This is a genomic window from Belliella filtrata (assembly GCF_022549775.1).
Taxonomy (GTDB): Bacteria; Bacteroidota; Bacteroidia; order Cytophagales; family Cyclobacteriaceae; genus Belliella; species Belliella filtrata.
On sequence record NZ_JAKZGP010000026.1, the window covers coordinates 25814 to 48995 of the forward strand.

Consider the following 23182-nt stretch of genomic DNA (forward strand, 5'->3'; position numbering starts at 1 on the left):
ATTTTGAATACTTTTGTCATGAGTATTCTTTAAAGGAGAAGGTGGCCGCCTACTCCTTTATTTTTTTATTCATATACACCTTGAAAGTACTTCTCAATTTCTGATCGGTGGATGTATCTTCTTTTCCCACGAAATTCTGATTTGAATTCTATTCCTCTAGCTTCAGCCACACTTTCTAGTTTGCTAACAGAGTAATGTGATTTCACACCAATTTCTTCCATGAAATCCTTAAGTGGAATCCAATCGTTCTTTGCAGACTTTGGAGATGATTTTTGATTTGAGATTTTTTCTTCTAGTGCTTGGAATTTTTCTTCAAGCCACTTAATTGAATTTGGTGATAATAGAATGAAATTTTCTTGTGTCATGATTAAATAGATTTTGTTTAAACAAATGTAAACATTTTTCTTAATGTTTATACACGTTTAAACATTTTCTTAAAATTTTTTATTTTGAGTAATCTGAAACTAGTTTCAAGACCTCTTCATCAAAAGTTGGGTCAAACCATTCTTTTAATTTTTTAAACTCTTTTCCTGATTTAGTTTCTAAAAGTCTGAACTCTAAAATATTTAAATCCTCTAAGCCCAAGTATTTAATTATTTTATAATATTCAAATGTTTCTCTATTGTTCCTGATTCTAAGAATTTCTTCCAATAGTTCTACATTAACATTTCTTAAAAAGGACATAACTAATAATGGTCCTGCTTTTTCCAAAAGCTTAATCGAGTCTGATGATTTTTTTAAAAGCACTCCCTCGACATAGTGAGTAATAATCATTTTATCTAGGTAGGATAAAACATTATTGAAACATAAGTTATCTATTCCCGATCTCACTAAAACCCTAGGGTCAAAAGAAATATTTAAATAGTCTTCAAAATAATCTCGTAACTGATTTATAAACTTAGTTTCTTTTAACACTAACTCATCTCTTTTATCTTTAAAAAGTCTTATTGAATCAACATTCCCTGTATTTTCTAAAGAATACCATAAGCCTACTCTAGAAATAAATACAGTAACAATTCTTCTATATATAACCCTAACATATAAAGGAAAGCCATCAACAGATTTTCCTATTTTTTCCAAATCTTTTCCATAAATAAACTGGATAGTCAGTTTGCTTTTTTTCTTCATATTATTTGTCAATAAAAGAAAGTATCCTCAAGTAGGTTTCCACTGTTCGCCTTTCTGTATAGTGCTTTTTTAATATTGAACCAGGTGAGTGTCCATACATCATTTGGATATCTTTTTCATCCATGCCCAGTTTATCTACCTTGGTTCCGAAAGTCTTACGTCCAACTATGATAGATAATTTATCATCAAAGTTAATTCTATTTGCCAGCACCTTTAACGCTTGGTTAAATTTTTGTTCGGAAATAGCGATACTTGCGGGGAAAATATTACTGCAATCAGAACAATAATACTTGAAAAGAATCTCTTTAGCTACTTTATTCAAAGGAATCCAGAATCCTTCTCCATTCTTTTTTCTCTCCCCCTGAAGCACAAAGTGATCAGGGTTTTCATTGATGAGGTTTTGGTCAAACGCAGATTGTGGTTGTAACCTAATCAAGTCATTGTAGTAAAGCGAAGTATTACACAATAGAATAAAAATATCTCTAGTGATCTCAAGTCTCTTTTCTTCTTCTGAAAAATTTAATTTAATCAGCTGATCGTATTGCTTATCATCAAGGTATATTATCTTTTTGGGTCCCTGATTAGACTGAACATCTAAAATATCAAAATATCTTTTTTTATAAATTACTCCGTATTGGTCACAATATTCTTTGTAGATAACTTTTAAACGATCAACATATTTAGCTACAGTTACTTCTACTTTATTTTCATCTCTAAGGAAGTCAACAAAGCTCCTTATAAACTCTTCATTGATTTCGGACATTACAGCGTGGCTTCGAAACCTATCGATTAATTTCTTTAGTGTTATGTATACTTTGCGGGTATTTGGTGCTAGTTTGATAGATCTCTCAGAATTCAAAAAGTAGGTAATGTACGAAACAATTGTATCACTTGCTCCTGGAGCCATCAAGCCACTTATCCCTCTTATTTTTTTACCTTGATGTTTTACTTCATAGAATTTTTTGAGTTTTTCGGCAGTCAATACTTCATCTCTTCTTAAGTGATCTTGTATTATTTCTTTAAGGTTGTGAATAGCTCTATTAATTACTAGATTATGTGATTCCGAATAAGAGTATTTATTATTGACCCATTTTAAAGGTTTTCCATTCCAAGCTTGCTTTGGGATTTTCTCAAGGTTTAGGTTAATATATTTTCTTATTTTTTTATTGATGCAGATGTAGATACTCTCACCTTCGGTGGATTTCTTTCCTTTAGGATTGATGACAGCTTTTATCTTGAAATCGTGCATTTTATGAAATAACTAAAAAAAAGATATTCTTCAAAGCATATTAAAAAAATGATTAGAAATAGAGGGGACAAAAAGGGGGACAAATTTCTTCGAATTTGTTAAATTCTAATAAATCCAAAAATAGTCTAAATGGCTGTAAATGAAAAAACTCCGAACAATTTTAACATTGTCCGAAGTTACCAAGTAGCGGGAACAGGACTCGAACCTGTGACCTTCGGGTTATGAGCCCGACGAGCTACCAACTGCTCCATCCCGCGATATATTTTTATTATTTTTAAATCAATTTTTTTGTGGACATGAGTTCCGAAGTTCAGAACATTTTCTGTGTCCGTTGTGGCGAACCTATCCTGAAATATAAAATTGATTCTAATATTTCTTCTTTAAAACCAGCCTTTTGCCGATATCGTGATACAAAAGTAGAGGTATTTTTTGTTAAATCCAATGATCTGCTTAAAATATTTCTGATTTCTTAAGATCAAATGATCTTTGAAACTTTAGTTCTCACAATATGCCATCTCCACTATCCACATCTTCAATGGCTTGATGCAAAAAATCATGAAATGGCTTCATGATTTTAAAAGCTGATAATGCCTTTTCTTTAAATTTACCTGATTTGATCTCTTGATCAGAGAGAGGGGTAGATACTATGAAACTTTTGAAACGTAAAAGCTCAATATGAGGATGATCTATCTCATAATCTCTAGGGCTTGTTTTTAGTTGATCTCCTTCGATTCCAGTAAACCAATTTTTGAAATTAGGATTTTCTAAAATAGCAAGAAGCTGATCACCTGAATAATCGATTTCTTGGCGGATTTTTTTCAAAACATCAGCTGGTGGCATCCATATTCCTCCAGCGATAAAACTACTCCCTGGTTGGATGTGTACATAGTACCCAGGACCTTCGGATTTCTTTCCGCCCACAGCAAAGTAAGCCGCCAGATTTGTCTTATATGGTGCTTTGTTCTGAGAAAATCTAACATCCCTATTTTGCCTAAAAACACAATCCTTAGCCTTTAGATTTAACATCCCAGGCTCCCAAACTTTGATTTCTTCAAGCATTTCACCAACTTCTCTCAAAAATCTATCCTTCACCAATAGATAACGATCCCTATTTTCATCCATCCATTCTTTGGAATTGTTTTCCGCTAGGTCTTTTAGAAATTCAAGATACTGTTTTCCCATGTTCTTTGTTGTTTTTCAGGATTTATTAGAATAATCAATTATTAGCTCCTTTGTTATCTCGTATGTAGATTAAAAATATAGGATCCTATATTTAACAAGGGTAAGCAAGTGCATTTTCATTTATCAAATAAAATCCACCAAACCTTCTAGCTTCATACCTCGACTCCCTTTGATCAATATGAGGTAGTCCTCTAGCTTTGAGTCTTGAAGCCAATTTCTGAACGAAAATGGATCTGGAAAGTACAAGCTTTTCATGGGCGCTTTTGACAAAGAAGCTTGTGTGAATTCACCAGTAAAGCAAATTTTATCAAAATTATATTGCGCAACCAACTCACCTAGCTTCATATGTTCTGACACGGTACTTTCCCCAAGCTCGTACATGTCACCCAAAATTACCATTTTATACTTTTTACCAGTCATCTCTCCAAATGTTCTAATGGCCACTTCCATGCTGGATGGGTTTGCATTGTATGCATCCAAAATGATTAAATTACTACGCTTTTCGATCAATTGCGAGCGCATATTTTCTGGTTTGTAAGAGACAATAGCTTCGACTGCATCTTCGACAGGTACACCGAAATATTTCCCCACAGTAATTGCTGTGGCTATGTTCCCAAAATTATACTTCCCTATCATGGAACTTAGGTGCTCGTTGTCTTTCCCTTCTACCTTGAACCTGACGAAAGGATTGGCGTCTACAAATGAGACTTCGCAATAATCTCCTTTGGCAGGATAAAGAACGGGATACTCAAATCTCTTTGCCATATTAGCAAGAATAGGATCTTGTGAGTTAATAAACACTGTGCCTTTATGCTCTCTCAAATGCTGAAAAAGCTCAGTTTTGGTTTTAAGAACGCCTTCAGGTCCCCCCATACCTTCCAAGTGAGCTCTTCCAATATTGGTAATAAATCCATGTGTTGGTTCTGCAATATCACAAAGCTCTTTGATATCTCCTGGCTTATTTGCGCCCATTTCTACAATTGCGATTTCAATATCTTTACCAATAGCAAGCAAAGTCAAGGGCACTCCTATATGATTGTTCAAATTACCCAAAGTGGCAGAGGTCTTGAATTTTTGAGCAAGCACAGCATGAAGAAGTTCTTTTGAGGTGGTCTTACCATTACTTCCCGTAAGGCCGATAATGGGGATGTTAAGCTGCCTACGGTGATAATTAGCTAATTGTTGAAGAGCTGTGAGTGCATCTTCTACCAGCAAGTACTTATCATTTCCTGCTGGAACATGTGCTGCTTCATCTACTACCACAAAAGAGGCTCCTATTTCCAAAGCGCTAGGTGCAAACTCATTGGCATTAAAATTAGGTCCCTTAAGGGCAAAAAAGATATTCCCATTTCCTATTTTTCTAGTGTCTGTGCTGACTCCAGTAGATCGGAGAAAATGTTGGTAAAGCGTAGCGATACTTGTCATAATTTCTTTGATTGAAGGCTAAAATTACGGCATTCGTGACATCAATTTCAAGAATACGTCGTTAATTTGGAAAAATGATTTTCAATAATTGGACTTCACTTGACTTACCTGCTTTATTTTGATCATGAATTCTAACACCAAACCTTTGAAAAGTTTACTTAAACAGTTCTTTTTACTAATCTTGTTTTTTGCTTCAATTGGTGTGCATGGTCAAGTAGCTTTTGAATTCGATCAATCCATATCTATAGAAACAAACGAAAGGCGCTTGCCCCTTGGGCTAGCGGGAGGGCTCAATGCAGCTCAAGTACAAACGATGGATTTGAATGGAAATGGGGGAGAAGAATTAGTTATTTGGGACATAAACTCACGACAGATCATGGTTTTCACTCAGGGGAGTGATGGCTTCATCCATCTTCCAGAGATGTCTTATTATTTCCCATCTGATGTAAGTGGTTTCTTGATATTGGCTGACTATGATGGGGATGGCAAAAAGGATTTGTTTACAAGCAGCCCTTTTGGAATAAGAGCTTATAAAAATGTAAGCTCATCAGGAGCTTCCTTCCCCAGCTGGGAGCTTGCCCAAAACTTCCTGAGACTAGATAATAACTCTAATCTCCAAGCCAATAACTTAGACATCCCTCTGATTATGGATGTTGATGGGGATGGGGATTTAGATATAGCGACTTTCAACTTTGCTTCTGGTGATTTTCTAGAATTTTACAAAAACACGTCTATGGAGCGTAAAGGCACACCTGATATCGATGGGTTTGCATTCCCTGAAGTGAGATGGGGTGGATTTGAGTTTTGTGATTGCGGTCAATTCAGCTTTGGAGTGACATGTGCAGGACTTCCTATGGGTAGGATTGCACCTGAAGAAAACAATAGAATAGAACATGCTGGAGGACACGCTGTGTTATACGCTGACTTTAATGGTGATGGCGTGATGGACTTAGTTATGGGACAGGACGAATGCAGCACCTTATACTACCTGCCTAACAAAGGTACGAATGCTGAACCAGTCTTTGACGAATTTTCCACCTCGTTACCTGATGTTGGAGAGCTTCCCTCTTTCCCCATATTTCATACTGCTCAAATTTGGAAAAATCAACTGCTGATAAGCACCAATTCTTCTTCCATAGCAGGACCATTTAGATCAGATTATAGCAATAATTTTTTCTCAATTCCTCTTGAAGGGGGAGTTACAAGCCCTTTTCTACAACAAGACATGTTAGACCTAGGTGAAAATACTCGACCTTTCTTTAGAGGAAATCGTCTAAGTGGAACACTACTATTAAGCGCAAATACTTTGATAGGAAGGACTGTCGTTGGACAATTGATTCGCTTCCAAGTAAGTGATGATGTCTGGAGAATGGAAGAAATGGACTATTTGAACATGTCAAGCCTTGACCTGACAGATTTGCAAGTTTTATCTCATAGAGCAAGCAGTGGCCAAGATACACATTGGCTGGCAGGAACGGATACAGTAAGCTTTTCATTGGTCAAAAAACTATTTTTCACTACATCAACTAATTTTACTGACTTGTCAGAAATCAATATTCCGGGAGCAACACCTAGACCTTTGGATCATTTTGAGTTTTTCACTTATCAAAATCAGGACTATATGCTGATGGCTAGGCAGACTGGGGAGTTGCTTTTATATCAAGCAACATTTGAAAGCAACCAACCTTATTTTACTCTTTTGGAAACCAGCTTTTTAGGTTTTCAAGATAATCCATCTGCCAGAAACCTATCTGTGCATGTAGTAGCTGGCCAGAGGCCAAGCTTATACGCCTCTGATCAGCGAGGCCAAATTTTTTGGATTGCTGATTTTATGAATAATGAAAACAGGGAGGAGGTATTGGTAAAAATCGGTGAAGAGTCCAGGCCATTTCGACTAGGAAGGAACTCTTGGTTGTCCACCGTATCTGATCCATTTGGAGGTTCCAACAGCCTCATAATTGGCAACACAGCAGGTGGGATACAATATCTAAAATCAGCTGATTCAGCTGAAACACCCTCTAATGGGACATTTGTAGCACGAGTCTTCCCTAACCCTACAAATGGGCCAATCAAATTACTAGTCAACAAGCTAGCAGAAGCTAGCTTGATCAATAGTTTTGGACAAATATTAATCGATCATATTGAGGTTCCTGCAAATAGAGAGGTCGAACTTCAGGCAACCCATCTCTCGCCAGGATTATATATTATAAAGTTAAGATCAGAAGATGGTATGGAGATTAGCAAAAAAGTAATCGTCAGACCGTAATCAATAACTCTCACTTTCATTGGGAAAATCCTTCGCCTTTACATCTTTGACATATTCTTCCACTGCCTGTGTTATTGCTGATCTAAGGTCAGCATACTGTCTCAAAAAACGAGGCTTAAACTCCTGCGTAATACCCAACATGTCGTGTACCACTAGCACTTGTCCGTCTACATCACCACCAGCTCCAATGCCTATCACTGGTATGCTGACCGTTTCAGCAACTTTCTTGGCTAGTTTGGCAGGTATTTTTTCGAGTACTATAGCAAAGCAACCTGACTCTTCGAGGATTTTTGCATCTTCAATAAGCTTGTTCGCCTCTTCTTCCTCTTTGGCCCTTACGGTATAAGTCCCAAACTTGTAAATAGACTGAGGTGTCAGCCCAAGATGCCCCATCACAGGTACTCCTGCACTGAGTATACGTGCAACTGACTCCTTGATCTCTGCACCACCTTCAACTTTGACAGCGTGAGCCCCAGATTCTTTCATGATTCTGATTGCAGATCTCAGTGCTTCTGAACTATTTCCTTGATAAGACCCAAACGGAATATCGACCACTACAAATGCTCTTTTTACACCCCTGACTACCGAACTGGCGTGATAGATCATTTGGTCAAGCGTAATAGGGAGTGTCGTTTCATGGCCTGCCATTACATTTGAAGCAGAATCTCCAACGAGTATGATATCTATTCCAGCTGAATCTATGATTCCTGCCATAGAAAAATCATAAGCGGTGAGCATAGAAATCTTTTCTCCACGGTTTTTCATCTCTTGCAAGATATGTGTGGTGATTCTTTTGATATTTGAAGATGGATGGACAGACATGGGAGATTAATGTAAATATACAGTATATGGTTCTTGGGTGAGGTCGACGGCAATATGCTCGTTTAGCGTGGTAGATAGCTCTAGTCCAGTATAATCTGGAGAAACAGGGAACAACTTGTGACTTCGATTTACGAGCACTGCTATCTCCATTTTTTTCATAGTAATTTCCAGAAATGGTTTTAATGAATATGCCAACGTCTTACCAGTATTGAGTACATCATCTACTAAGATGATACACTTGTTTGCTGGCGCTACATCGGTTGACAAGCTTACTTCTCCTTGAATCAAACTACTTTTGTCAAGCCTGATCTCCACTACTAAGGGGTTGATAGGGGAGATTTGTTGAAGGTTGTCTGCCAGTAACTTGGCTAAAGTATAGCCCATTCCAGCAATACCAGCAAATACAACCTCCTCTTCTGAGGCATTGCGTTCATAGATTTCATACGCCATTCTAGTGATTTTTTGCTTCACTTGTCTATGGTCGAGAACTTGGCTTCTATTTTCAGACATTTGAATTGCTTATTCTAGTTTCGAAATGGAAAATTACGCTAATTGAAGTTAACATCAAAAACTACCTGTGTGCATCTTCTTCATGAAGGATGTTTACATAAGAATCATATCGATAAGGATGAATGTATCCTTCTTCTAACTTCTCTAAAACCACACAGCCTGGCTCATTGAGATGCTTGCAGTTATTGTACTTGCATTGGCCAAGATATTGTCTCATTTCAGGAAAGTAATGTGAAAGCTCGAACTCATCTATGTCCAAAATACCAAACTCCTTGATTCCTGGCGTATCTATTAAATATCCGCCATTTTCTTCCAGCATAAACATCTCTGCAAAAGTCGTTGTGTGAACGCCCTTCGCACTGAATTTGGATATTTCCTGAGTGGCTTGCGAAGCTTTTGGAATGAGCTTGTTGAGCAGCGTTGACTTTCCTACGCCACTATGCCCTGAGAGTAGGGTCGTTTTTCCTTTAAGTAATGGGCTAAAAATCTCTACCAAGCCATGATCATCGATCGCTACAGTCTCAAGAACTGGGTAGCCTAATGGCTCATAAATCTCATGTATATCCTGTAGATAATCCAGATCTTTTTCCTTGACTACCATGTCCATTTTATTTACAATGATAGTGGTGGGGATCCTGAAGCTTTCTGAACTGACTAAAAACCTATCAATAAACCCAAGTGAAGTTCGAGGGTTCCTAATGGTAACAATCAGAAAGGCCTGGTCAATATTAGAAGCAATGATATGGGAAAAATGAGTTTTTCGTGTTGATTTTCGGATAATGTAGTTTTCTCTAGGTAGAATTTCATCAATAGTCCAAGTGGGCTGATCTGCTTCTTTACAAACCTCCACAAAATCTCCAACAGCTATGGGGTTGGTTAACTTAAGATTTTCTTGCTTGAATTTGCCACGCAGCCTTGACTTGACTAAACCCTCGGTCGTCTCCACAAGATACCAACTACCTGTTGATTTGATCACTCTACCTTTCATTTCTTTAATTTAACTTCTCACATGTGAGTTCTTGCTCAGCCTAATAGAATTCAAAGATCGATACATTTTTTAAGATATCCTTCACGTAGAGTTACTTCACCTTTGCCTTTAAAGTGCAATTCTATATCAGCTTGGTTACTCTTGATTATTTGCTGAGAACTTTCTCTATAATTTTCTTAGCACTGCCAAGATTCTCTTTGACTAACAATGATGCAGCCTTACAAGTTTTTTCATACAAATCAGGATCTTCTAGGGCAGTCATTGTAGTATTAAGTTCTTCAATATCCTTAACAGACCCACTAGCACCATAGTCTATACTGATTTTGGCCTCTGGGAATTTGTTTGGCTTACGTAGCTCGCCAAATAAAACTGGAATCCCATATGCCAAAGGCTCTAGAATATTATGCAGTCCCTTTCCAAAAGCCCCACCGACATATGCTATTTGTGCATATTGATAAAGTGAAGAAAGCATCCCAATATTATCAATAAACAACACATCGATATTTTTGAGAATAGGAGATTGAGAAGAGAGCTTATCAGAAACTAAAGTTATTTGATTAGCCCATATGTCAATTTTTGCTTGGTCGATATCATGAGGGGCAATGATGAATTTATATCCTTGTGAGTTGTTGATCCAAGGAATCCAAATAGACAAATCTTCTTCCCAGACTGATCCCAAAACAATTATTTTCTTTCCTTCACAAAACAATTCAATATCTGGATATCTTTTTGGAGATGAGCTTATTTGAGTCACTCTATCAAACCTCGTATCACCTGTATGTGTGCATTCGGCAATATTGATTTGATGAAGAAGGTCTATACTTCTTTCATTCTGCGTAAAGATATGATCAAAGGACCTTAAAATCCTTCTAAAAAACCCCCCAAATACCTGAAAGTAAACTTGATCTTCTCTCATTGCTGCTGAAAACAAGTATAGGGGAATTCTCTGCTTTTTAGCCTCAAAAATATAGTTTGCCCATAAGTCATACTTTACAAAAAAGGCATATTTTGGTTTCAGGTTGATAAGAAATTTCCGAGCATTCTTTGGTGTATCTATCGGTAGGTATAAAAGTAAGTCTACTTCACCCTTATTTTTGCGCTTTACATGCTCATAACCTGAAGGACTAAAAAAAGATACTACAATTTTCAAAGTTGGTTTTTCCTTTTTTAGTTGAAGAATTACAGGCCTAGATTGTTCATATTCACCAAGTGAAGCCACGTGAAACCATGCCAAATCCTCTTGAAATTGAGCCTTGAATGCTTGAATTTGCTCCAAAACTGTTTTTCTTCCCTGTACAAACTGCTTGATTTTTGGCCTACTATTTTGTAACAAAGAGACAATTATAGAAAACAGAAACATGGAAAAATTATAGAGAATTTTCATGGCGTAAAAATCAGTTTTTAGGTTTGGTTCAGGTATCTAGGTGAAACTTTAAGCAAGAAATGAAATTATTTTTAAATGAAAAAGCCTCGATTGGATTCAATCGAGGCTTATTTCAATATTTGTTAAAATAATTTAGTTTTTGCTCAAATAAGCAGAAACTCCTTCTTTCGTTGCAGTCATTGCTTCTTTACCTTCTTCCCAGTTTGCAGGACAAACTTCTCCAAATTTCTCAACGTGCTGAAGCGCATCTACCAACCTGATCATTTCATCAATATTTCTTCCAAGTGGAAGGTCGTTGATAGTCTCTTGTCTTACTACACCGTTTTTGTCAATCAAGAAAGTACCTCTGAATGCTACTGGGGCACCTTCGAATTTCAACTCTCCTTCTTCATTATAGTTCCACTCACCAGCAAGTACGCCATAGTTATGAGCGATTGTCTTAGCTGTGTCTGCTACCAATGGATAAGTAACACCTTCGATTCCACCTTGAGCCTTTGGAGTACCCAACCATGCAAGGTGAGTCTCTTCAGTATCTGTAGATGCTCCTACTACCGCTACACCTCTTTTTTCGAACTCAGCCAATTTCTCTTGGAAAGCCAAGATCTCAGTCGGGCATACGAATGTAAAGTCTTTTGGATAGAAGAAGAATACTACCTCTTTGTTACCAATATACTGCTCCAAAGAAAAGTTTTCAACGATTTCTTCTCCATTGATTACAGCTGCTGTACTGAATATTGGTGCTTTTTTTCCTACTAATGACATGTTTTTGTGTTTTTATTAGTTAATAGTTTTTTTCCTTTTTGTGACCTTTGAAAACGACATTGATTTCATCAATTTCATATCCTTCAAAATCATTTGCTTCAATGAAGTCCTGCAGCAATTTTTCAAATTTTTCATTTTTATAATCCCTGATCTCATGGGAGGTTTTGCAGTAAAGATGACTGTGAGCATCAAGCTTGGAGTCAAATCTCATGACTCCATTTTGGTCAATTGTTTTTCGTAATATTCCTGCTTGAACAAAGCTATCAAGTGTTTTATACACTGTAGCAAGTGATATGGATGGATTACTTATTTTGATCTCCTCATGGACCTGCTCCGCTGAAGGGTGCGATTCGGACTGAATTAAAGCCAAGAATATCACCATGCGCTGATGTGTGAACTTTAGCCCACAATTGGTGATCTTTTCTTTGACTAATTCAAGGTTCATTGAAATATTTGTAATTAATAATCATTATTGTTTGCGAATTATTATGCAAAGATACTAATTATTGAACTTTCAACAAAAAAATCTCAATATATTATTTGGTTAGTTTCGAAAAACACCAATAGCGAAGGTTAAAATTCATGGTTTTTGAACTCATGTGTCATATGTGTTCGGTTGTAAGGCAACAATATCAAAATTATATTTTGTGATTAATTTTTGTGTAATGGTAATTTTGACAGCAATGTTACAAGATGATATTTAAAATTTCACTAACTTGTAGCTTGCTTAATTTTCAGCTAAAAAACTCTAAAGAATCGATGGTAAAAGTTCTATTTGTATGTCTTGGTAATATTTGTAGGTCACCTTTGGCTGAAGCTATTTTTGAGCATAAAGTCAAATCCCAAGACCTAACACGAATTTTTAAAAGTGACAGCTGCGGCACCTCTGATTATCATATAGGGGAACTACCAGATGAAAGAACTATCAAGTGTGCAAGGCAAAAAGGGATAGAAATCAATCATAGAGGGAGACAAATAAATAGGGTAGACATTCGAGAATTCAACTATATTTTAGCCATGGACAAGTCCAATAAAGTCAACATAGAAAAGCTAATCAATAGAAATGGTCTAAATCATAACCAGCTACATTTGATACGAGAGTTTCAGTCAGTTTCTGACTCCATCGAAGTTCCAGACCCATATTACGGAGGAATGCAAGCATTTGAGGAAGTTTATGAAATTCTAGATGATTCAATCGATCATTTTTTAGAGTTTCTAAAACAAGAACATCAGACACATGCCTGATCTCTGAAAAAAGGCAGCAGTATTTACCAAGCGTAACCTTAGGCAAAATCAGTCATATAGACAACTTGAAAGCTGTTTCTGGTGGTTTGCTCCAATAGTACTTTTTTATCCCGAACCATTCGTTTGATGATCTTCTCACTTGGATTCTTGACTGTGATCAAGTAAAGATTTTTGTTATACTTAATTTGAAATTGATCTTTCAGGCTTTCCAAAAGTTCTTCTAATTTGAACATATCATCATCAATCACAATGGATATACTTATGCCTGACACTTGCAAAAGATTGACTTTGAGCTTTAAGAACTCGATTTTGGAATACACGATATGTATATGAGATTCATTGATAAATGTGAAGTCCGTAACCTTGAATGACACCAATATTTGATTCTCTTTCATCACTATACAAGGAACAATATTAACCTGATCGACTTTATGGATTTTGGTACCTGAAGTCTCCGGTTTAACAAATGACTTGACATATAGGGGGATATTTTTATTTGCCAAAGGCTTGATTGTTTTTGGATGAATCACAGAGGCTCCATAATAGGTCAATTCGGCAGCTTCATGATAATCTAGCTCTTCAAATTTCTGTGTATGCTTGAATTTTTTTGGATCTGCGTTCAACACACCGTCTACATCTTTCCATATGGTTACAGATTCAGCGTCTAGACATGAAGCGAGTATTGCAGCACTGAAGTCCGAACCTTCTCTTCCCAAGGTTGTGCTTCTCCCATGATCATCACTCCCTATAAAACCTTGCGTTACAACAAGTTTATCCTTTAATATCATCAACAACTTTTCATTTACTTTTTCTTGCGTAAGGTCCCAAGAAACTTTAGCAAATCTGAATTCTGAATTAGTTTTGATAACTTCTCGAGCATCTAACCAAATAGAAGAAACCTGCCGGTATTCAATGTAAGCCTGCAAAATCAAGGAAGAAGCCAATTCTCCATAAACAATCACCTGATCATAATATTCATCATAATTACCTGGGGTGAGTTCGGTTTTCAAAAAATCGTCCATGCCGTCAAACAACCTTTCAAGACTTTGAAAAATCGTATGGTCATTAGGGAAAAGAGACTCACAGATGGTAAGATGTTGGGTCCTTAAAATTGAACATTTTAAAGAATATGATTCATTCCTATATTTTGACTTAAGAATCTCTTCAAGAGCATTTGTAGTCTTTCCAATAGCTGAAACCACCAAAACCATAGGATTTCGCAATCGTTTGAACAAAATGTTGAAAAGGTTTTTGATAGAATCAGCATCTTTCACAGATGCACCACCAAATTTGAAAACAATTGCTTTTGACATCAGAATTTATTTGTAATTTCAAGGAATCATTTAACAAAACTTGTACTTTTCCAAGACATGAAAATAAAACCCTACATTCCAAATGACAACTCTCTCGCCTACTCAGTAGGAGTAACGTTAGACAGGTTTATCAAGAAGAAACAAGATGATTTTCCATTTGCCTCTGGTGAATTGTCTCAACTGCTTAGAGACATTGCACTTGCAGCAAAGATAGTGAATCGAGAGACCAATCGGGCAGGTCTAGCAAACATTGGAGGGGCATTTGGTCAAACCAACGTGCAAGGTGAGGAGCAGCAGAAGCTTGATGTCATCGCCAACATTCGATTTACCAGAGCATTGACCAAAGGCGGAGAAGTATGCGCCATCGTTTCAGAAGAAGATGATGAGGTAATAGATCTTCAAAACAATTCTGGCAAATATGTGGTGGCCATAGACCCTCTCGACGGCTCATCAAACATAGACGTAAATATCTCTATCGGTACGATTTTTTCGATCTACAGAAGAGTCACGCCTGTAGGTAGCCCGATACAACTTGATGACATCATGCAGCCTGGTAGACAGCAAGTTGCAGCTGGATATGTGCTATATGGTTCATCTACCATGTTGGTATACACCACTGGATGTGGAGTCAATGGGTTTACATATGAACAATCGCTTGGTGAATTTTTCCTGTCACATCCTGATATGAAAGCTCCTAGCAGCGGGAATATATACAGTATCAATGAAGGAATATCAAATAGTTTCAGCGAAGGTTTAGCCAAATACATTGCCCACTGCAAATCGAAAAATTATAGTGCTAGATACATTGGCAGTCTAGTGGCTGATTTTCACCGAAACTTACTCAAAGGTGGGATATACATTTACCCAGAAACAAAAAAAAATCCATCGGGAAAACTTAGACTTCTCTATGAAGCAAACGCTTTGGCTTACATCGCAGAGCAAGCTGGTGCTGAAGCAAATGATGGTGTTCAGCGAATTTTGGATATTCAGCCGACTTCATTACACCAGAGAACTCCACTTTACATTGGATCGAAGGTAATGGTAAATGAAGCATTGGAATTCATTTCTAAAAAATCAATCATACATGAGAACCAGTGATCTCAGCTGGAATACTTTCTTCTGATTTCGATTTTGAGTTTTTGCCTTCGAATGATCGCGAGACTTAAGTCTACAACCATTTGCTCTGGCTGAGATTCATGAAGAATCTTTTTCAGAAGATTTTCCCCTAGGTCAATTCGATAGCAAATCTGCAACAATCGCTCAAAATCTCTGTTCAAAAGTAGCTGAACATGTGGTTTCAACCATTCCAAAAGATCAGACTCAGTGTCGACCCCTTCTTTTAATGCTAAGTCAAAGTCCTTTTCGATTAGTCTGGAGGTATCCGTGATTAAAGAATCATTCATAAATCAAATTTCAACTGATGGGGCTTTTAATGCTTCAAAGTAGCTTAAATAATAAAAAACTCGCAGTGTAATGCTGCGAGTTTTTTATTAACCTTCTTGCTTCTCTTCTGATTCACTAGCTTCTTCATTTCCTTCTTCTAGTACTTCTGGAGCATATTTCCTTATGATTTTGTACCAGCTGACTAGCTTCTTGATATCCGATGGATATACTTTGTCTTCATCATAGTCTGGGAGAATATGTTTCAAAAACGCTTTGAGTTCGTCTGCATCAGCACCACTATCAAGACCCAAATCACCTTTGAACTCTGATTCTATTTTGATAAGAATCTCTTCAAGTGGTGATGCTCCTTCCTCAGTCATGGTATACATAGAAATCTCGCTGAGTACTGACACTCGTTGATTGGCACCTACGACTAGTTTGCCTTTTTTCTCATCCATGGATTCCAAAATTACACCGCTTCTCGTTGGTTTGAGGATTTTATAAAGTCCTGGTTTTCCAGATACTGTTGCTATTTCGTTGAATTTCATATGATCTTAATTTAACTTTTACACGAGGTTGAGATTTTTGCGTAACATGAATCTTTCACCTCTGTGGTGTTGTCGGTACTGTTGACACTATCGACATGCTCGATTTTACTGTTCTTTTTTTAATTGAGGTTGCAAATATAAAGTTTCGAATCAAAAGCCCAAGACTTATGATCTTTCCTGATAAAAATCTTCAACTTGCTCTTCAATAAACCCAGTCAATTCTTCTTTACCTTTCCCATTTTCGGCAGATGTTACGAAATACAATGGGGCTTCCTCAAAAATAGCTTTGGACGCTTTGATAAATTTGGCAATTGTAGATTGGGTCTTTGGCCAAGATTGCTTATCTGCCTTTGTGAATACCAGCACGATAGGAATACCATTCTCGCCACACCAGGTGATAAACTCCAAATCAATCTTTTGAGGCTCTAGGCGACTATCTATAAGGACACACAAAGCAACTAGGTTTTCTCTGTTGTTCAGGTACGACTGTATCATCCCTTCCCAATCGGCTTTAATTGATTTACTGACTTTGGCAAAACCGTAACCTGGAAGATCGACCATATACCACCTTTCATCCACCAAAAAATGGTTAATAAGCTGTGTTTTACCAGGCCTCCCAGATGTTTTAGCAAGGTTCTTATTGTTTGCAAGCATATTGATCAATGAGCTCTTGCCTACATTTGACCTTCCGATGAAAGCAAATTCTGGCTTGTCAGGAGTCGGACACTTGGTATGGTCTGTATTACTGATTAAGAAAGTAGCTTTTTTGATCATAACTATTATTTTTTTGACAAAGGTAAAGTTTTCTCACCATAAATTTGTTGTCAGGTTGGATTCTTGGGCTAAACTGGCTACTATTTCAAAGTTTACATTAGCCAGAAATGGTATTATTGTTCAACATTTTTCCATTGCTCATGTTTACTTAGTAATATTGCAAACTCAATAGATACAGCATACATGTCAGTAGTACCATACAAAGAAAAAGAGTCAGGCAAGAAGGAGCAAGTTGCAGAGATGTTCAACAATATCAGCAAGAAGTATGACTTCCTAAATCACTTCTTAAGCTTGGGGATAGATATCACTTGGAGAAAGAAGGCAATCAAAATGCTGAAAGATGATCAGCCAAAGCTAATTTTGGACATAGCTACAGGCACTGGAGATTTTGCGATTGAAGCATTGGCCCTTAATCCTGACAAAGTGATAGGTGTGGACATCTCTGCTGGTATGCTGGAAGAGGGTAAAAAGAAGATGAAAAAGCGAAAACTGGATCATCTTATTGATATGCAGATGGGAGATTCAGAGAAGCTTTTGTTTGAGGATAATAAGTTCGATGCTGTCATCGTTTCATTTGGAGTTAGGAACTTTGAAAATCTCGAAAAAGGTCTAGCAGATATGTATAGGGTTTTGAAGCCAGGTGCTAAGACAGTAATTGTAGAATTCTCGAAACCTAAGAAGTTCCCGATGAAGCAAGGATATAATTTTTATTTTAAATATATTTTGCCTCAAATTGGAAAACTTGTTTCTAAGGATAATTCGGCCTATACCTATTTGCCTGAATCCGTTCAGGCATTTCCTGATGGAAATGATTTTCTTAAAGTTTTAGAAAAAGTTGGCTTTAAAAACACAAAATGCAAACCATTGACATTTGGAATCAGCTCAATTTATATAGGAGAAAAATAATTTCCCTATCATTTTTGTTTTTGCTAAGTAGCAGTTTTGCCTTTGGTCAGGCTAGGTATAATGAGATTAGCAAAGCTGGTCAAGATGATAAATTTGTGTCCTATGGCTTCTTTCTTGGTGGACATACCAACTACTGGCGATTGAAGTATTCTGAGAGCTTTGCCGAGCAATTATTCCAATCAAATGGACGTCAGATTCAAAGCATCACTCCTTATTATTCACCTGGGTTTTCTCTTGGCTTCTTGGTTGTGTTCAGACTCCATGACCAAGTCAACTTTCTGATTACCCCAAAAGTAGGATTCTACGAATTCAGAACAGATATCAACACTTTTGTAGCTGATCCAAGCCCCGATGCTATTGATGACTCAGAGCTATATACGACAAGTACTGTAATCAATGAATCTACCATGGTAGAGATTCCAGTGCTTTTCAAGTACAAAGCACAGAGGTTTAATAATTCCAGGATGTTTTTTACCGCTGGAGGTTCATTTATGTTCAGAACCAAAGATCAAGAAGAGGCCGATATAGAGGATATCGGGACATTAGGCCGAGACTTCACAGTAGACCTGGGAATTGGTTTTGACATGTATTTCAAGTTTTTCAAATTTTCTCCTGAAGTGAGGTTTTCGCACGGCTTGCTGAACATGTACAGAGCAGAAGCCACTGATCCAGCTTACAGTTCAGCCATTGAGTCTTTGAGAAGAAAAAGCATTACGTTGTACTTAAATTTCCAGTAAATGCTAGTGGCTTAAACTTTCTTTGAAATGAGTATTTTATCAAAGGTTATGAACCTACTACTATTCGCAATGGTTGGGTTATTGTTTTCTTGTAGTAGTAAAGATGAAATTGCTGCACCCATTCCTCCCTTGCAAGATAGCAATCCATATTCGCTTGGAAGAGTAGGAAATGCAGAAGACATCAAAACTTCTACAGAGTCTGGAGTAGTTTTGATGGGTGGAAGTACAGATGTGGATCAAGCCTTCCGTTGGATGATTGAAAAAGCCGGGCATGGAGATATTGTAGTCATTCGTGTGACAGGAGCAGCTGCATACAACGAATACATTTTTGGGCTTTCAAATACCAACTCTGTAGAAACCTTAAGAATAAATTCTAGAGAGGGTGCTAATGATGAGAGGGTGATTAAAACCTTAAAAAACGCAGAAGCAGTTTTTATAGCTGGAGGAGATCAATCTAATTACCTGAGACTTTGGGAAGGAACTAAAGTAGAAGAAGCCCTACAATACCTCATCCACGAAAAGAGAATCCCAATTGGTGGAACAAGTGCAGGTTGTGCCATCATGGGTGAGTTTGTATATACTGGTGAGCAAGGAAGTATTATAAGCACTGAGGCCCTTTTAGATCCATTTGATCAACGATTAACAGTAAGAAAGTCAACATTAATCAATCATCCCTTACTAAAAGCAACAATAACAGATCAGCATTTCTCACAAAGAAATAGAGAAGGAAGACTACTTTCGTTTATGGCTAACATATTTGATCGTTTTGAGACTTCAGCTACCGCTATAGGCGTTGATGAACGTACAGCTTTATTGATTGATGATTCAGGAAATTGGCAAGTTGTAGGAGATCATAAGGTTTACTTTTTAAAAAGCAATGATCTAGGACCAGAAATCTGCAAACCTAGTACACCACTAACATGGGATAGCGATAACTCAGCAGTCAAAGTATTCGAATCTAACCAAAACCCTAACTTTTCTACAAACAGTCTGATAAATTGGGAGCTTCCTTGGTCACAATATTGGTTTGTAACCAACGGTGAGTTTCAGACTAGATCATTTTAATCTTGCTTTGTGAATTGTTTGATCCTAACTGTCTTTGGCGGCATGTCTTCTTAAAAATACCTCCCTCTTTTCATTGCGTTGCAGTACCTTTTTCCATCAAAACATCCCTTATGTCTTTTTCCTGAATCCATCCTTTTTGCAAGGCATCATTTGCAGCTTCTAAAGTATCTTTTATCAGCAACATTTCGACACCTAAAAGCTGCATTTGTGCTTTGATGTCATACATTTTCTTTTCGTCCCCTTCATCGATATGACGAATATAGACGACTTTCACTCTTCCAGGAAAATCTTTGACGATTTGTAGGTAGATTTCTGCATCTTGTTGCCCAGAGTCACCTATCAATACAAAAGGTATAGAAGGAATAGTGGATAGAATTTTTTCTACTTGATACAATTTGTGGGTGTGGTGACTGCCAGCTATGAAATACTCCCTAGACAATCCAACGTCTCTCAGCATCAATGGACCTCTTGGTACAAAGTGTACTTCCATCCATTCTGATAAGAAATCATACAAGTTCCAAGGACTACTAGATACATAAAACATGGGGTTGTTTTCCTTACCGTCAGTACCTCTTTCAAGTGCTTTGTAAAATGAAGCTACTCCAGGGAATGGCAATCTACTGTGAGCATTTCCAAAAAATGTTGTTTTGATCATCTGCCAAACCTTCGTAGCTCCAGTAGGTACAATGGTATCATCGATGTCTGATATGATACCGTATTCTACTTCATGAGTCGGTACAATAACCGATGCCTTGCTACTGACCTTTTTCTGATTGGGAACCACTTGACTAATTAACTCGATATCGACCGTTTGCCAAGGTTTATTATATGACAGCTCATTTTCAAACTCAAAATGGAATTCAAAGTAGCCTTCTTCGTCTGTGTACTGTGTTAAAGTTACATTCTCAAAAGAAGCTTTTACAGCTACTTTAGGGATTTCCCAAGACATGAACCTTTTGTACATTTTGCTAAAATTCCTCCACCTGCTATCACCTATTTCAGACAGCCCGATACCTCGATCTTTCAGTACCCGTCCAATGATATAAACCTGCTTCCCGCTTCCAAAGCCTTTGTAAGGCATGATCATGATAGTCTTTACCATTCCTGTTTTGATACCAAACCATAGCTTAGCTTTGGAAAAAATTAATTTGAGTCTGTATAGGATTCGTAAGGTTCTTTTCTTGACCATAAGTCGGATTTATTTTTTTTTAAAGGTAAAAAATACAAATGAGATAAGGTGAGTTATAGATGAATACTCAAAGGTCTATGAAAATGTTTACCTTTGTAGCATGGAAAATGTTGCGAAAAAGGACATAAGAAAATTATCATTGGAAGAATTGGAAGATTTTTTTATCACTCAGGGAGATAAGAAATTCCGTGCAAAACAGGTCTATGACTGGCTTTGGAATAAGTCTTTGAAAAACTTTGATGATATGAGCAATATTTCCAAAGAGACCAGAGAGATGCTTAAGCAGCACTTTTCAATTAACCATATCATGGTTGATTTGATGCAACATTCTTCAGATGGTACGATCAAAAATGCAGTCAAATTATATGATAGTAAGATTGTAGAGTCTGTCTTGATACCTACATCAAAAAGAATAACAGCCTGTGTGTCATCTCAGGTTGGCTGTAGTTTAGATTGTAACTTTTGCGCTACTGCGAGATTGAAAAGGATGAGAAACTTAAACCCTGATGAAATATATGATCAAGTGGTGGCCATCAAAGATGAAGCTGAAACCTACTTTAATAGACCTCTGACCAATATTGTTTTCATGGGAATGGGAGAACCCTTGCTGAACTATAACAATGTCATCTCGGCAATAGATAAAATCACTTCTCCTACAGGCTTGGGCATGGCTCCAAGAAGAATCACCCTCTCCACAGTGGGTATTCCAAAGATGATCAAGAAAATGGCTGATGATGAGGTGAAATTCAACTTAGCGATTTCCCTCCATTCTGCTATCAATGAAACCAGAAGTTTATTGATGCCTATCAATGATGTAAACCCATTGGAAGACTTAGCTGATTCACTACGCTATTGGTATCAGAAGACCAAACGTAAAGTGACCTATGAATATGTCATTTGGGATGGTATCAATGATGATGAAACTCATGCTAAGGCTTTGGCAAAATTCTGTAAGGTCATTCCTTCAAAAGTCAATATCATACAGTATAATCCCATAGATGAAGGGGAGTTTAGACAAGCTTCCCAAGAGGCTGTGGACATGTATATCAGGATACTTGAAGGTCAAGGCATCATAGCCAAAGTCAGAAAATCAAGAGGTCAGGATATCGATGCTGCCTGTGGACAACTGGCCAATAAAAATGAAGTTGGAGAATTAGGAGAATAGAAATTAGTTTTTAAGGGGTTTTTTTAACTGACTAAAAACACTGATGACAATCAAAAAAAATATCCATGTCTATAAACACTGAATCTGAACTCATTGCCATGCAAAAGGTAAGTGATGTAGTTGCTTACACACTCAAAGAAATGAAGCAATATGCCAAGCCTGGGATGTCTACAAAAGAGCTAGATGACTTTGGGGGCAACATTTTGAGAGATTTTGGGGCTAAGTCGGCACCACAGCAGACTTATAATTTCCCTGGATGGACATGTATTAGTATAAATAATGAATTTTGCCACGGATTGCCATCTTCAAAAAAAATCTTGAAAGAGGGAGAGTTGATCAATATTGATGTATCCGCAGAACTTAAAGGCTATTGGTCAGACAATGGTGCTTCATTTGTACTCGGTGTTGATAAATTCAAGCATCAGCCTCTCATAGATGCTTCTAAAGACATCTTAAAACAAGCTTTGGATCATATCAAAGGAGGTGTTAGAATTTCTGACATTGGTCACCTGATGGAAACTGAAGCTAAAAAATATGGCTACAAAGTCATCCGGAATTTGGGAGGTCATGGTATAGGAAAAAGTCTGCATGAGCAACCTGATGAGTTACTCAATTATAGAAATAAATACGATCAAAGAAGGTTTAGGAAAAATGCCGTTGTGGCAATAGAAACTTTTATAGCTACCCAATCTACCCTAGCAGTAACTACAAATGATGGATGGACGATGATAGGTAACAAAGGGGGGTACATGGCGCAACACGAGCACACCATTGTAATCACTGATTCCAAGCCTATCATCCTCACTGAGAAAAATGAGATTTGGCAATAGCCTTTATCGAGAAAAGTGACTGTTATTCTTCCTTCATCAATGTCTACACTGCCCATTACCGTTTTTCTTTCTCGCTTTCGCTGTTTAGCCATAAATTTTGGCTAGCTGCCAACTTTGCTCAATTTGCCGATGTTAGCTGTATTAGACAGTGAAAATTCAACTTCAAGCATTAACACCGTATCAATTGGACTCTCTAGAAGATTTTTTTAAAGTCTCCTTATACTCTTCTTGGGCTTTGGGGTCTGCTTCAGGATAAAAACCATTTGCTTTCTGATAGCTAAAACCTAATTTTTTAACGATATTTTAAATCT

At 37.2% G+C, this 23182-nt stretch carries 25 protein-coding genes and 1 tRNA gene; 8 read left to right on the forward strand and 18 right to left on the reverse strand.

What is annotated here, in order from left to right:
* Nucleotides 1-65: 65 nt before the first annotated feature.
* From MM239_RS11080 to MM239_RS11105, 6 genes are all read right to left on the reverse strand, one after another.
* On the reverse strand, nt 66-365 hold the full coding sequence (locus MM239_RS11080) for a hypothetical protein (protein ID WP_241348306.1): 300 nt from the start codon (nt 363-365) through the stop codon (nt 66-68).
* Between the two features lie 79 nt (nt 366-444).
* Nucleotides 445-1128 (reverse strand): hypothetical protein, encoded by a 684-nt coding sequence (locus tag MM239_RS11085; protein WP_241348307.1) that lies wholly within the window; start codon nt 1126-1128, stop codon nt 445-447.
* A gap of 1 nt (nt 1129) precedes the next feature.
* Nucleotides 1130-2377, reverse strand: a complete 1248-nt coding sequence (locus MM239_RS11090; RefSeq protein ID WP_241348308.1) for a tyrosine-type recombinase/integrase — start codon at nt 2375-2377, stop codon at nt 1130-1132.
* 184 nt (nt 2378-2561) lie between these two features.
* Nucleotides 2562-2634, reverse strand: a tRNA-Met gene (locus tag MM239_RS11095).
* A 244-nt stretch (nt 2635-2878) separates the two neighbouring features.
* Nucleotides 2879-3559, reverse strand: coding sequence for a DUF2461 domain-containing protein (locus tag MM239_RS11100; RefSeq protein ID WP_241348309.1), 681 nt, complete (start codon nt 3557-3559; stop codon nt 2879-2881).
* Nucleotides 3560-3682: 123 nt separating this feature from the next.
* On the reverse strand, nt 3683-4984 hold the full coding sequence (locus MM239_RS11105) for a UDP-N-acetylmuramoyl-tripeptide--D-alanyl-D-alanine ligase (RefSeq protein WP_241348310.1): 1302 nt from the start codon (nt 4982-4984) through the stop codon (nt 3683-3685).
* A gap of 145 nt (nt 4985-5129) precedes the next feature.
* Here MM239_RS11105 and MM239_RS11110 point away from each other — a divergent pair, with 145 nt between their 5' ends.
* On the forward strand, nt 5130-7250 hold the full coding sequence (locus tag MM239_RS11110) for a T9SS type A sorting domain-containing protein (protein ID WP_241348311.1): 2121 nt from the start codon (nt 5130-5132) through the stop codon (nt 7248-7250).
* On the opposite strand, the gene panB is transcribed toward MM239_RS11110, so the two are convergent.
* From panB to MM239_RS11140, 6 genes are all read right to left on the reverse strand, one after another.
* Nucleotides 7251-8072 carry a 3-methyl-2-oxobutanoate hydroxymethyltransferase gene (gene panB / locus MM239_RS11115; RefSeq protein WP_241348312.1) on the reverse strand — a complete coding sequence of 274 codons (822 nt, stop codon included), beginning with the start codon at nt 8070-8072 and terminating at the stop codon, nt 7251-7253. It lies immediately after the preceding gene.
* 6 nt (nt 8073-8078) lie between these two features.
* Nucleotides 8079-8582, reverse strand: a complete 504-nt coding sequence (locus tag MM239_RS11120) for a phosphoribosyltransferase family protein (RefSeq protein ID WP_241348313.1) — start codon at nt 8580-8582, stop codon at nt 8079-8081.
* A gap of 61 nt (nt 8583-8643) precedes the next feature.
* Nucleotides 8644-9570, reverse strand: coding sequence for a ribosome small subunit-dependent GTPase A (gene rsgA, locus MM239_RS11125; RefSeq protein WP_241348314.1), 927 nt, complete (start codon nt 9568-9570; stop codon nt 8644-8646).
* Between the two features lie 145 nt (nt 9571-9715).
* Nucleotides 9716-10954, reverse strand: coding sequence for a 3-deoxy-D-manno-octulosonic acid transferase (locus MM239_RS11130; protein WP_241348315.1), 1239 nt, complete (start codon nt 10952-10954; stop codon nt 9716-9718).
* Nucleotides 10955-11086: 132 nt separating this feature from the next.
* The gene (locus MM239_RS11135; protein WP_241348316.1) at nt 11087-11716 is read right to left on the reverse strand and encodes a peroxiredoxin; all 630 of its coding nucleotides are present in this window, start codon (nt 11714-11716) and stop codon (nt 11087-11089) included.
* A gap of 19 nt (nt 11717-11735) precedes the next feature.
* The gene (locus tag MM239_RS11140; RefSeq protein WP_241348317.1) at nt 11736-12161 is read right to left on the reverse strand and encodes a Fur family transcriptional regulator; all 426 of its coding nucleotides are present in this window, start codon (nt 12159-12161) and stop codon (nt 11736-11738) included.
* Nucleotides 12162-12475: 314 nt separating this feature from the next.
* On the opposite strand from MM239_RS11140, the gene MM239_RS11145 reads away from it, so the two are divergent.
* Nucleotides 12476-12961: a low molecular weight protein-tyrosine-phosphatase gene (locus MM239_RS11145; RefSeq protein ID WP_241348318.1), complete on the forward strand. Its 486-nt coding sequence runs from the start codon at nt 12476-12478 to the stop codon at nt 12959-12961.
* Nucleotides 12962-12999: 38 nt separating this feature from the next.
* Here the strand turns inward: MM239_RS11145 and MM239_RS11150 are convergent, their stop codons facing one another.
* Entirely contained in the window at nt 13000-14274 is a 1275-nt protein-coding gene (locus MM239_RS11150) for an aspartate kinase (protein ID WP_241348319.1), read from the reverse strand.
* Between the two features lie 57 nt (nt 14275-14331).
* On the opposite strand from MM239_RS11150, the gene fbp reads away from it, so the two are divergent.
* Nucleotides 14332-15372 (forward strand): class 1 fructose-bisphosphatase, encoded by a 1041-nt coding sequence (fbp, locus tag MM239_RS11155; protein WP_241348320.1) that lies wholly within the window; start codon nt 14332-14334, stop codon nt 15370-15372.
* 2 nt (nt 15373-15374) lie between these two features.
* Here fbp and MM239_RS11160 read toward each other — a convergent pair whose 3' ends face one another.
* The 3 genes from MM239_RS11160 to yihA form a co-directional block, all read right to left on the reverse strand.
* Complete coding sequence (locus MM239_RS11160; RefSeq protein ID WP_241348321.1) at nt 15375-15677, reverse strand: hypothetical protein; 303 nt, start codon at nt 15675-15677, stop codon at nt 15375-15377.
* An 87-nt stretch (nt 15678-15764) separates the two neighbouring features.
* Nucleotides 15765-16205 carry a DUF5606 family protein gene (locus tag MM239_RS11165; RefSeq protein WP_241348322.1) on the reverse strand — a complete coding sequence of 147 codons (441 nt, stop codon included), beginning with the start codon at nt 16203-16205 and terminating at the stop codon, nt 15765-15767.
* Nucleotides 16206-16370: 165 nt separating this feature from the next.
* Entirely contained in the window at nt 16371-16979 is a 609-nt protein-coding gene (gene yihA, locus MM239_RS11170; RefSeq protein WP_241348323.1) for a ribosome biogenesis GTP-binding protein YihA/YsxC, read from the reverse strand.
* Between the two features lie 183 nt (nt 16980-17162).
* Between yihA and ubiE the strand changes: the two genes are divergently transcribed.
* Genes ubiE through MM239_RS11185 form a run of 3 tightly spaced genes read left to right on the forward strand, consistent with a single transcriptional unit; the run spans nt 17163 to nt 19687 of the window.
* Nucleotides 17163-17885 carry a bifunctional demethylmenaquinone methyltransferase/2-methoxy-6-polyprenyl-1,4-benzoquinol methylase UbiE gene (gene ubiE, locus MM239_RS11175; RefSeq protein WP_241348324.1) on the forward strand — a complete coding sequence of 241 codons (723 nt, stop codon included), beginning with the start codon at nt 17163-17165 and terminating at the stop codon, nt 17883-17885.
* Entirely contained in the window at nt 17834-18622 is a 789-nt protein-coding gene (gene porT / locus MM239_RS11180; protein WP_241348325.1) for a type IX secretion/gliding motility protein PorT/SprT, read from the forward strand. The genes ubiE and porT overlap by 52 nt, the downstream gene beginning before the upstream one ends.
* Before the next feature lie 27 nt (nt 18623-18649).
* Entirely contained in the window at nt 18650-19687 is a 1038-nt protein-coding gene (locus tag MM239_RS11185) for a cyanophycinase (RefSeq protein WP_241348326.1), read from the forward strand.
* Between the two features lie 70 nt (nt 19688-19757).
* Here the strand turns inward: MM239_RS11185 and MM239_RS11190 are convergent, their stop codons facing one another.
* Nucleotides 19758-20876 carry an App1 family protein gene (locus tag MM239_RS11190; protein WP_241348327.1) on the reverse strand — a complete coding sequence of 373 codons (1119 nt, stop codon included), beginning with the start codon at nt 20874-20876 and terminating at the stop codon, nt 19758-19760.
* A gap of 100 nt (nt 20877-20976) precedes the next feature.
* Between MM239_RS11190 and rlmN the strand changes: the two genes are divergently transcribed.
* Together rlmN and map are read left to right on the forward strand one after the other, a co-directional pair.
* Nucleotides 20977-22041 (forward strand): 23S rRNA (adenine(2503)-C(2))-methyltransferase RlmN, encoded by a 1065-nt coding sequence (rlmN, locus tag MM239_RS11195; RefSeq protein WP_241348328.1) that lies wholly within the window; start codon nt 20977-20979, stop codon nt 22039-22041.
* Nucleotides 22042-22106: 65 nt separating this feature from the next.
* On the forward strand, nt 22107-22871 hold the full coding sequence (gene map / locus MM239_RS11200; protein WP_241348329.1) for a type I methionyl aminopeptidase: 765 nt from the start codon (nt 22107-22109) through the stop codon (nt 22869-22871).
* Nucleotides 22872-23051: 180 nt separating this feature from the next.
* On the opposite strand, the gene MM239_RS21205 is transcribed toward map, so the two are convergent.
* Nucleotides 23052-23171 (reverse strand): winged helix-turn-helix domain-containing protein, encoded by a 120-nt coding sequence (locus MM239_RS21205; protein ID WP_394801504.1) that lies wholly within the window; start codon nt 23169-23171, stop codon nt 23052-23054.
* Nucleotides 23172-23182: the final 11 nt, after the last annotated feature.

Coding starts and splice junctions, on each gene's coding strand:
- MM239_RS11080 (WP_241348306.1), bottom strand. CDS start 365: ATGACACAAGAAAATTTCATTCTATTATCACCAAATTCAATTAAGTGG.
- MM239_RS11085 (WP_241348307.1), bottom strand. CDS start 1,128: ATGAAGAAAAAAAGCAAACTGACTATCCAGTTTATTTATGGAAAAGAT.
- MM239_RS11090 (WP_241348308.1), bottom strand. CDS start 2,377: ATGCACGATTTCAAGATAAAAGCTGTCATCAATCCTAAAGGAAAGAAA.
- MM239_RS11100 (WP_241348309.1), bottom strand. CDS start 3,559: ATGGGAAAACAGTATCTTGAATTTCTAAAAGACCTAGCGGAAAACAAT.
- MM239_RS11105 (WP_241348310.1), bottom strand. CDS start 4,984: ATGACAAGTATCGCTACGCTTTACCAACATTTTCTCCGATCTACTGGA.
- panB (WP_241348312.1), bottom strand. CDS start 8,072: ATGTCTGTCCATCCATCTTCAAATATCAAAAGAATCACCACACATATC.
- MM239_RS11120 (WP_241348313.1), bottom strand. CDS start 8,582: ATGTCTGAAAATAGAAGCCAAGTTCTCGACCATAGACAAGTGAAGCAA.
- rsgA (WP_241348314.1), bottom strand. CDS start 9,570: ATGAAAGGTAGAGTGATCAAATCAACAGGTAGTTGGTATCTTGTGGAG.
- MM239_RS11130 (WP_241348315.1), bottom strand. CDS start 10,954: ATGAAAATTCTCTATAATTTTTCCATGTTTCTGTTTTCTATAATTGTC.
- MM239_RS11135 (WP_241348316.1), bottom strand. CDS start 11,716: ATGTCATTAGTAGGAAAAAAAGCACCAATATTCAGTACAGCAGCTGTA.
- MM239_RS11140 (WP_241348317.1), bottom strand. CDS start 12,161: ATGAACCTTGAATTAGTCAAAGAAAAGATCACCAATTGTGGGCTAAAG.
- MM239_RS11145 (WP_241348318.1), top strand. CDS start 12,476: ATGGTAAAAGTTCTATTTGTATGTCTTGGTAATATTTGTAGGTCACCT.
- MM239_RS11150 (WP_241348319.1), bottom strand. CDS start 14,274: ATGTCAAAAGCAATTGTTTTCAAATTTGGTGGTGCATCTGTGAAAGAT.
- fbp (WP_241348320.1), top strand. CDS start 14,332: ATGAAAATAAAACCCTACATTCCAAATGACAACTCTCTCGCCTACTCA.
- MM239_RS11160 (WP_241348321.1), bottom strand. CDS start 15,677: ATGAATGATTCTTTAATCACGGATACCTCCAGACTAATCGAAAAGGAC.
- MM239_RS11165 (WP_241348322.1), bottom strand. CDS start 16,205: ATGAAATTCAACGAAATAGCAACAGTATCTGGAAAACCAGGACTTTAT.
- yihA (WP_241348323.1), bottom strand. CDS start 16,979: ATGATCAAAAAAGCTACTTTCTTAATCAGTAATACAGACCATACCAAG.
- ubiE (WP_241348324.1), top strand. CDS start 17,163: ATGTCAGTAGTACCATACAAAGAAAAAGAGTCAGGCAAGAAGGAGCAA.
- porT (WP_241348325.1), top strand. CDS start 17,834: ATGCAAACCATTGACATTTGGAATCAGCTCAATTTATATAGGAGAAAA.
- MM239_RS11185 (WP_241348326.1), top strand. CDS start 18,650: ATGAGTATTTTATCAAAGGTTATGAACCTACTACTATTCGCAATGGTT.
- MM239_RS11190 (WP_241348327.1), bottom strand. CDS start 20,876: ATGGTCAAGAAAAGAACCTTACGAATCCTATACAGACTCAAATTAATT.
- rlmN (WP_241348328.1), top strand. CDS start 20,977: ATGGAAAATGTTGCGAAAAAGGACATAAGAAAATTATCATTGGAAGAA.
- map (WP_241348329.1), top strand. CDS start 22,107: ATGTCTATAAACACTGAATCTGAACTCATTGCCATGCAAAAGGTAAGT.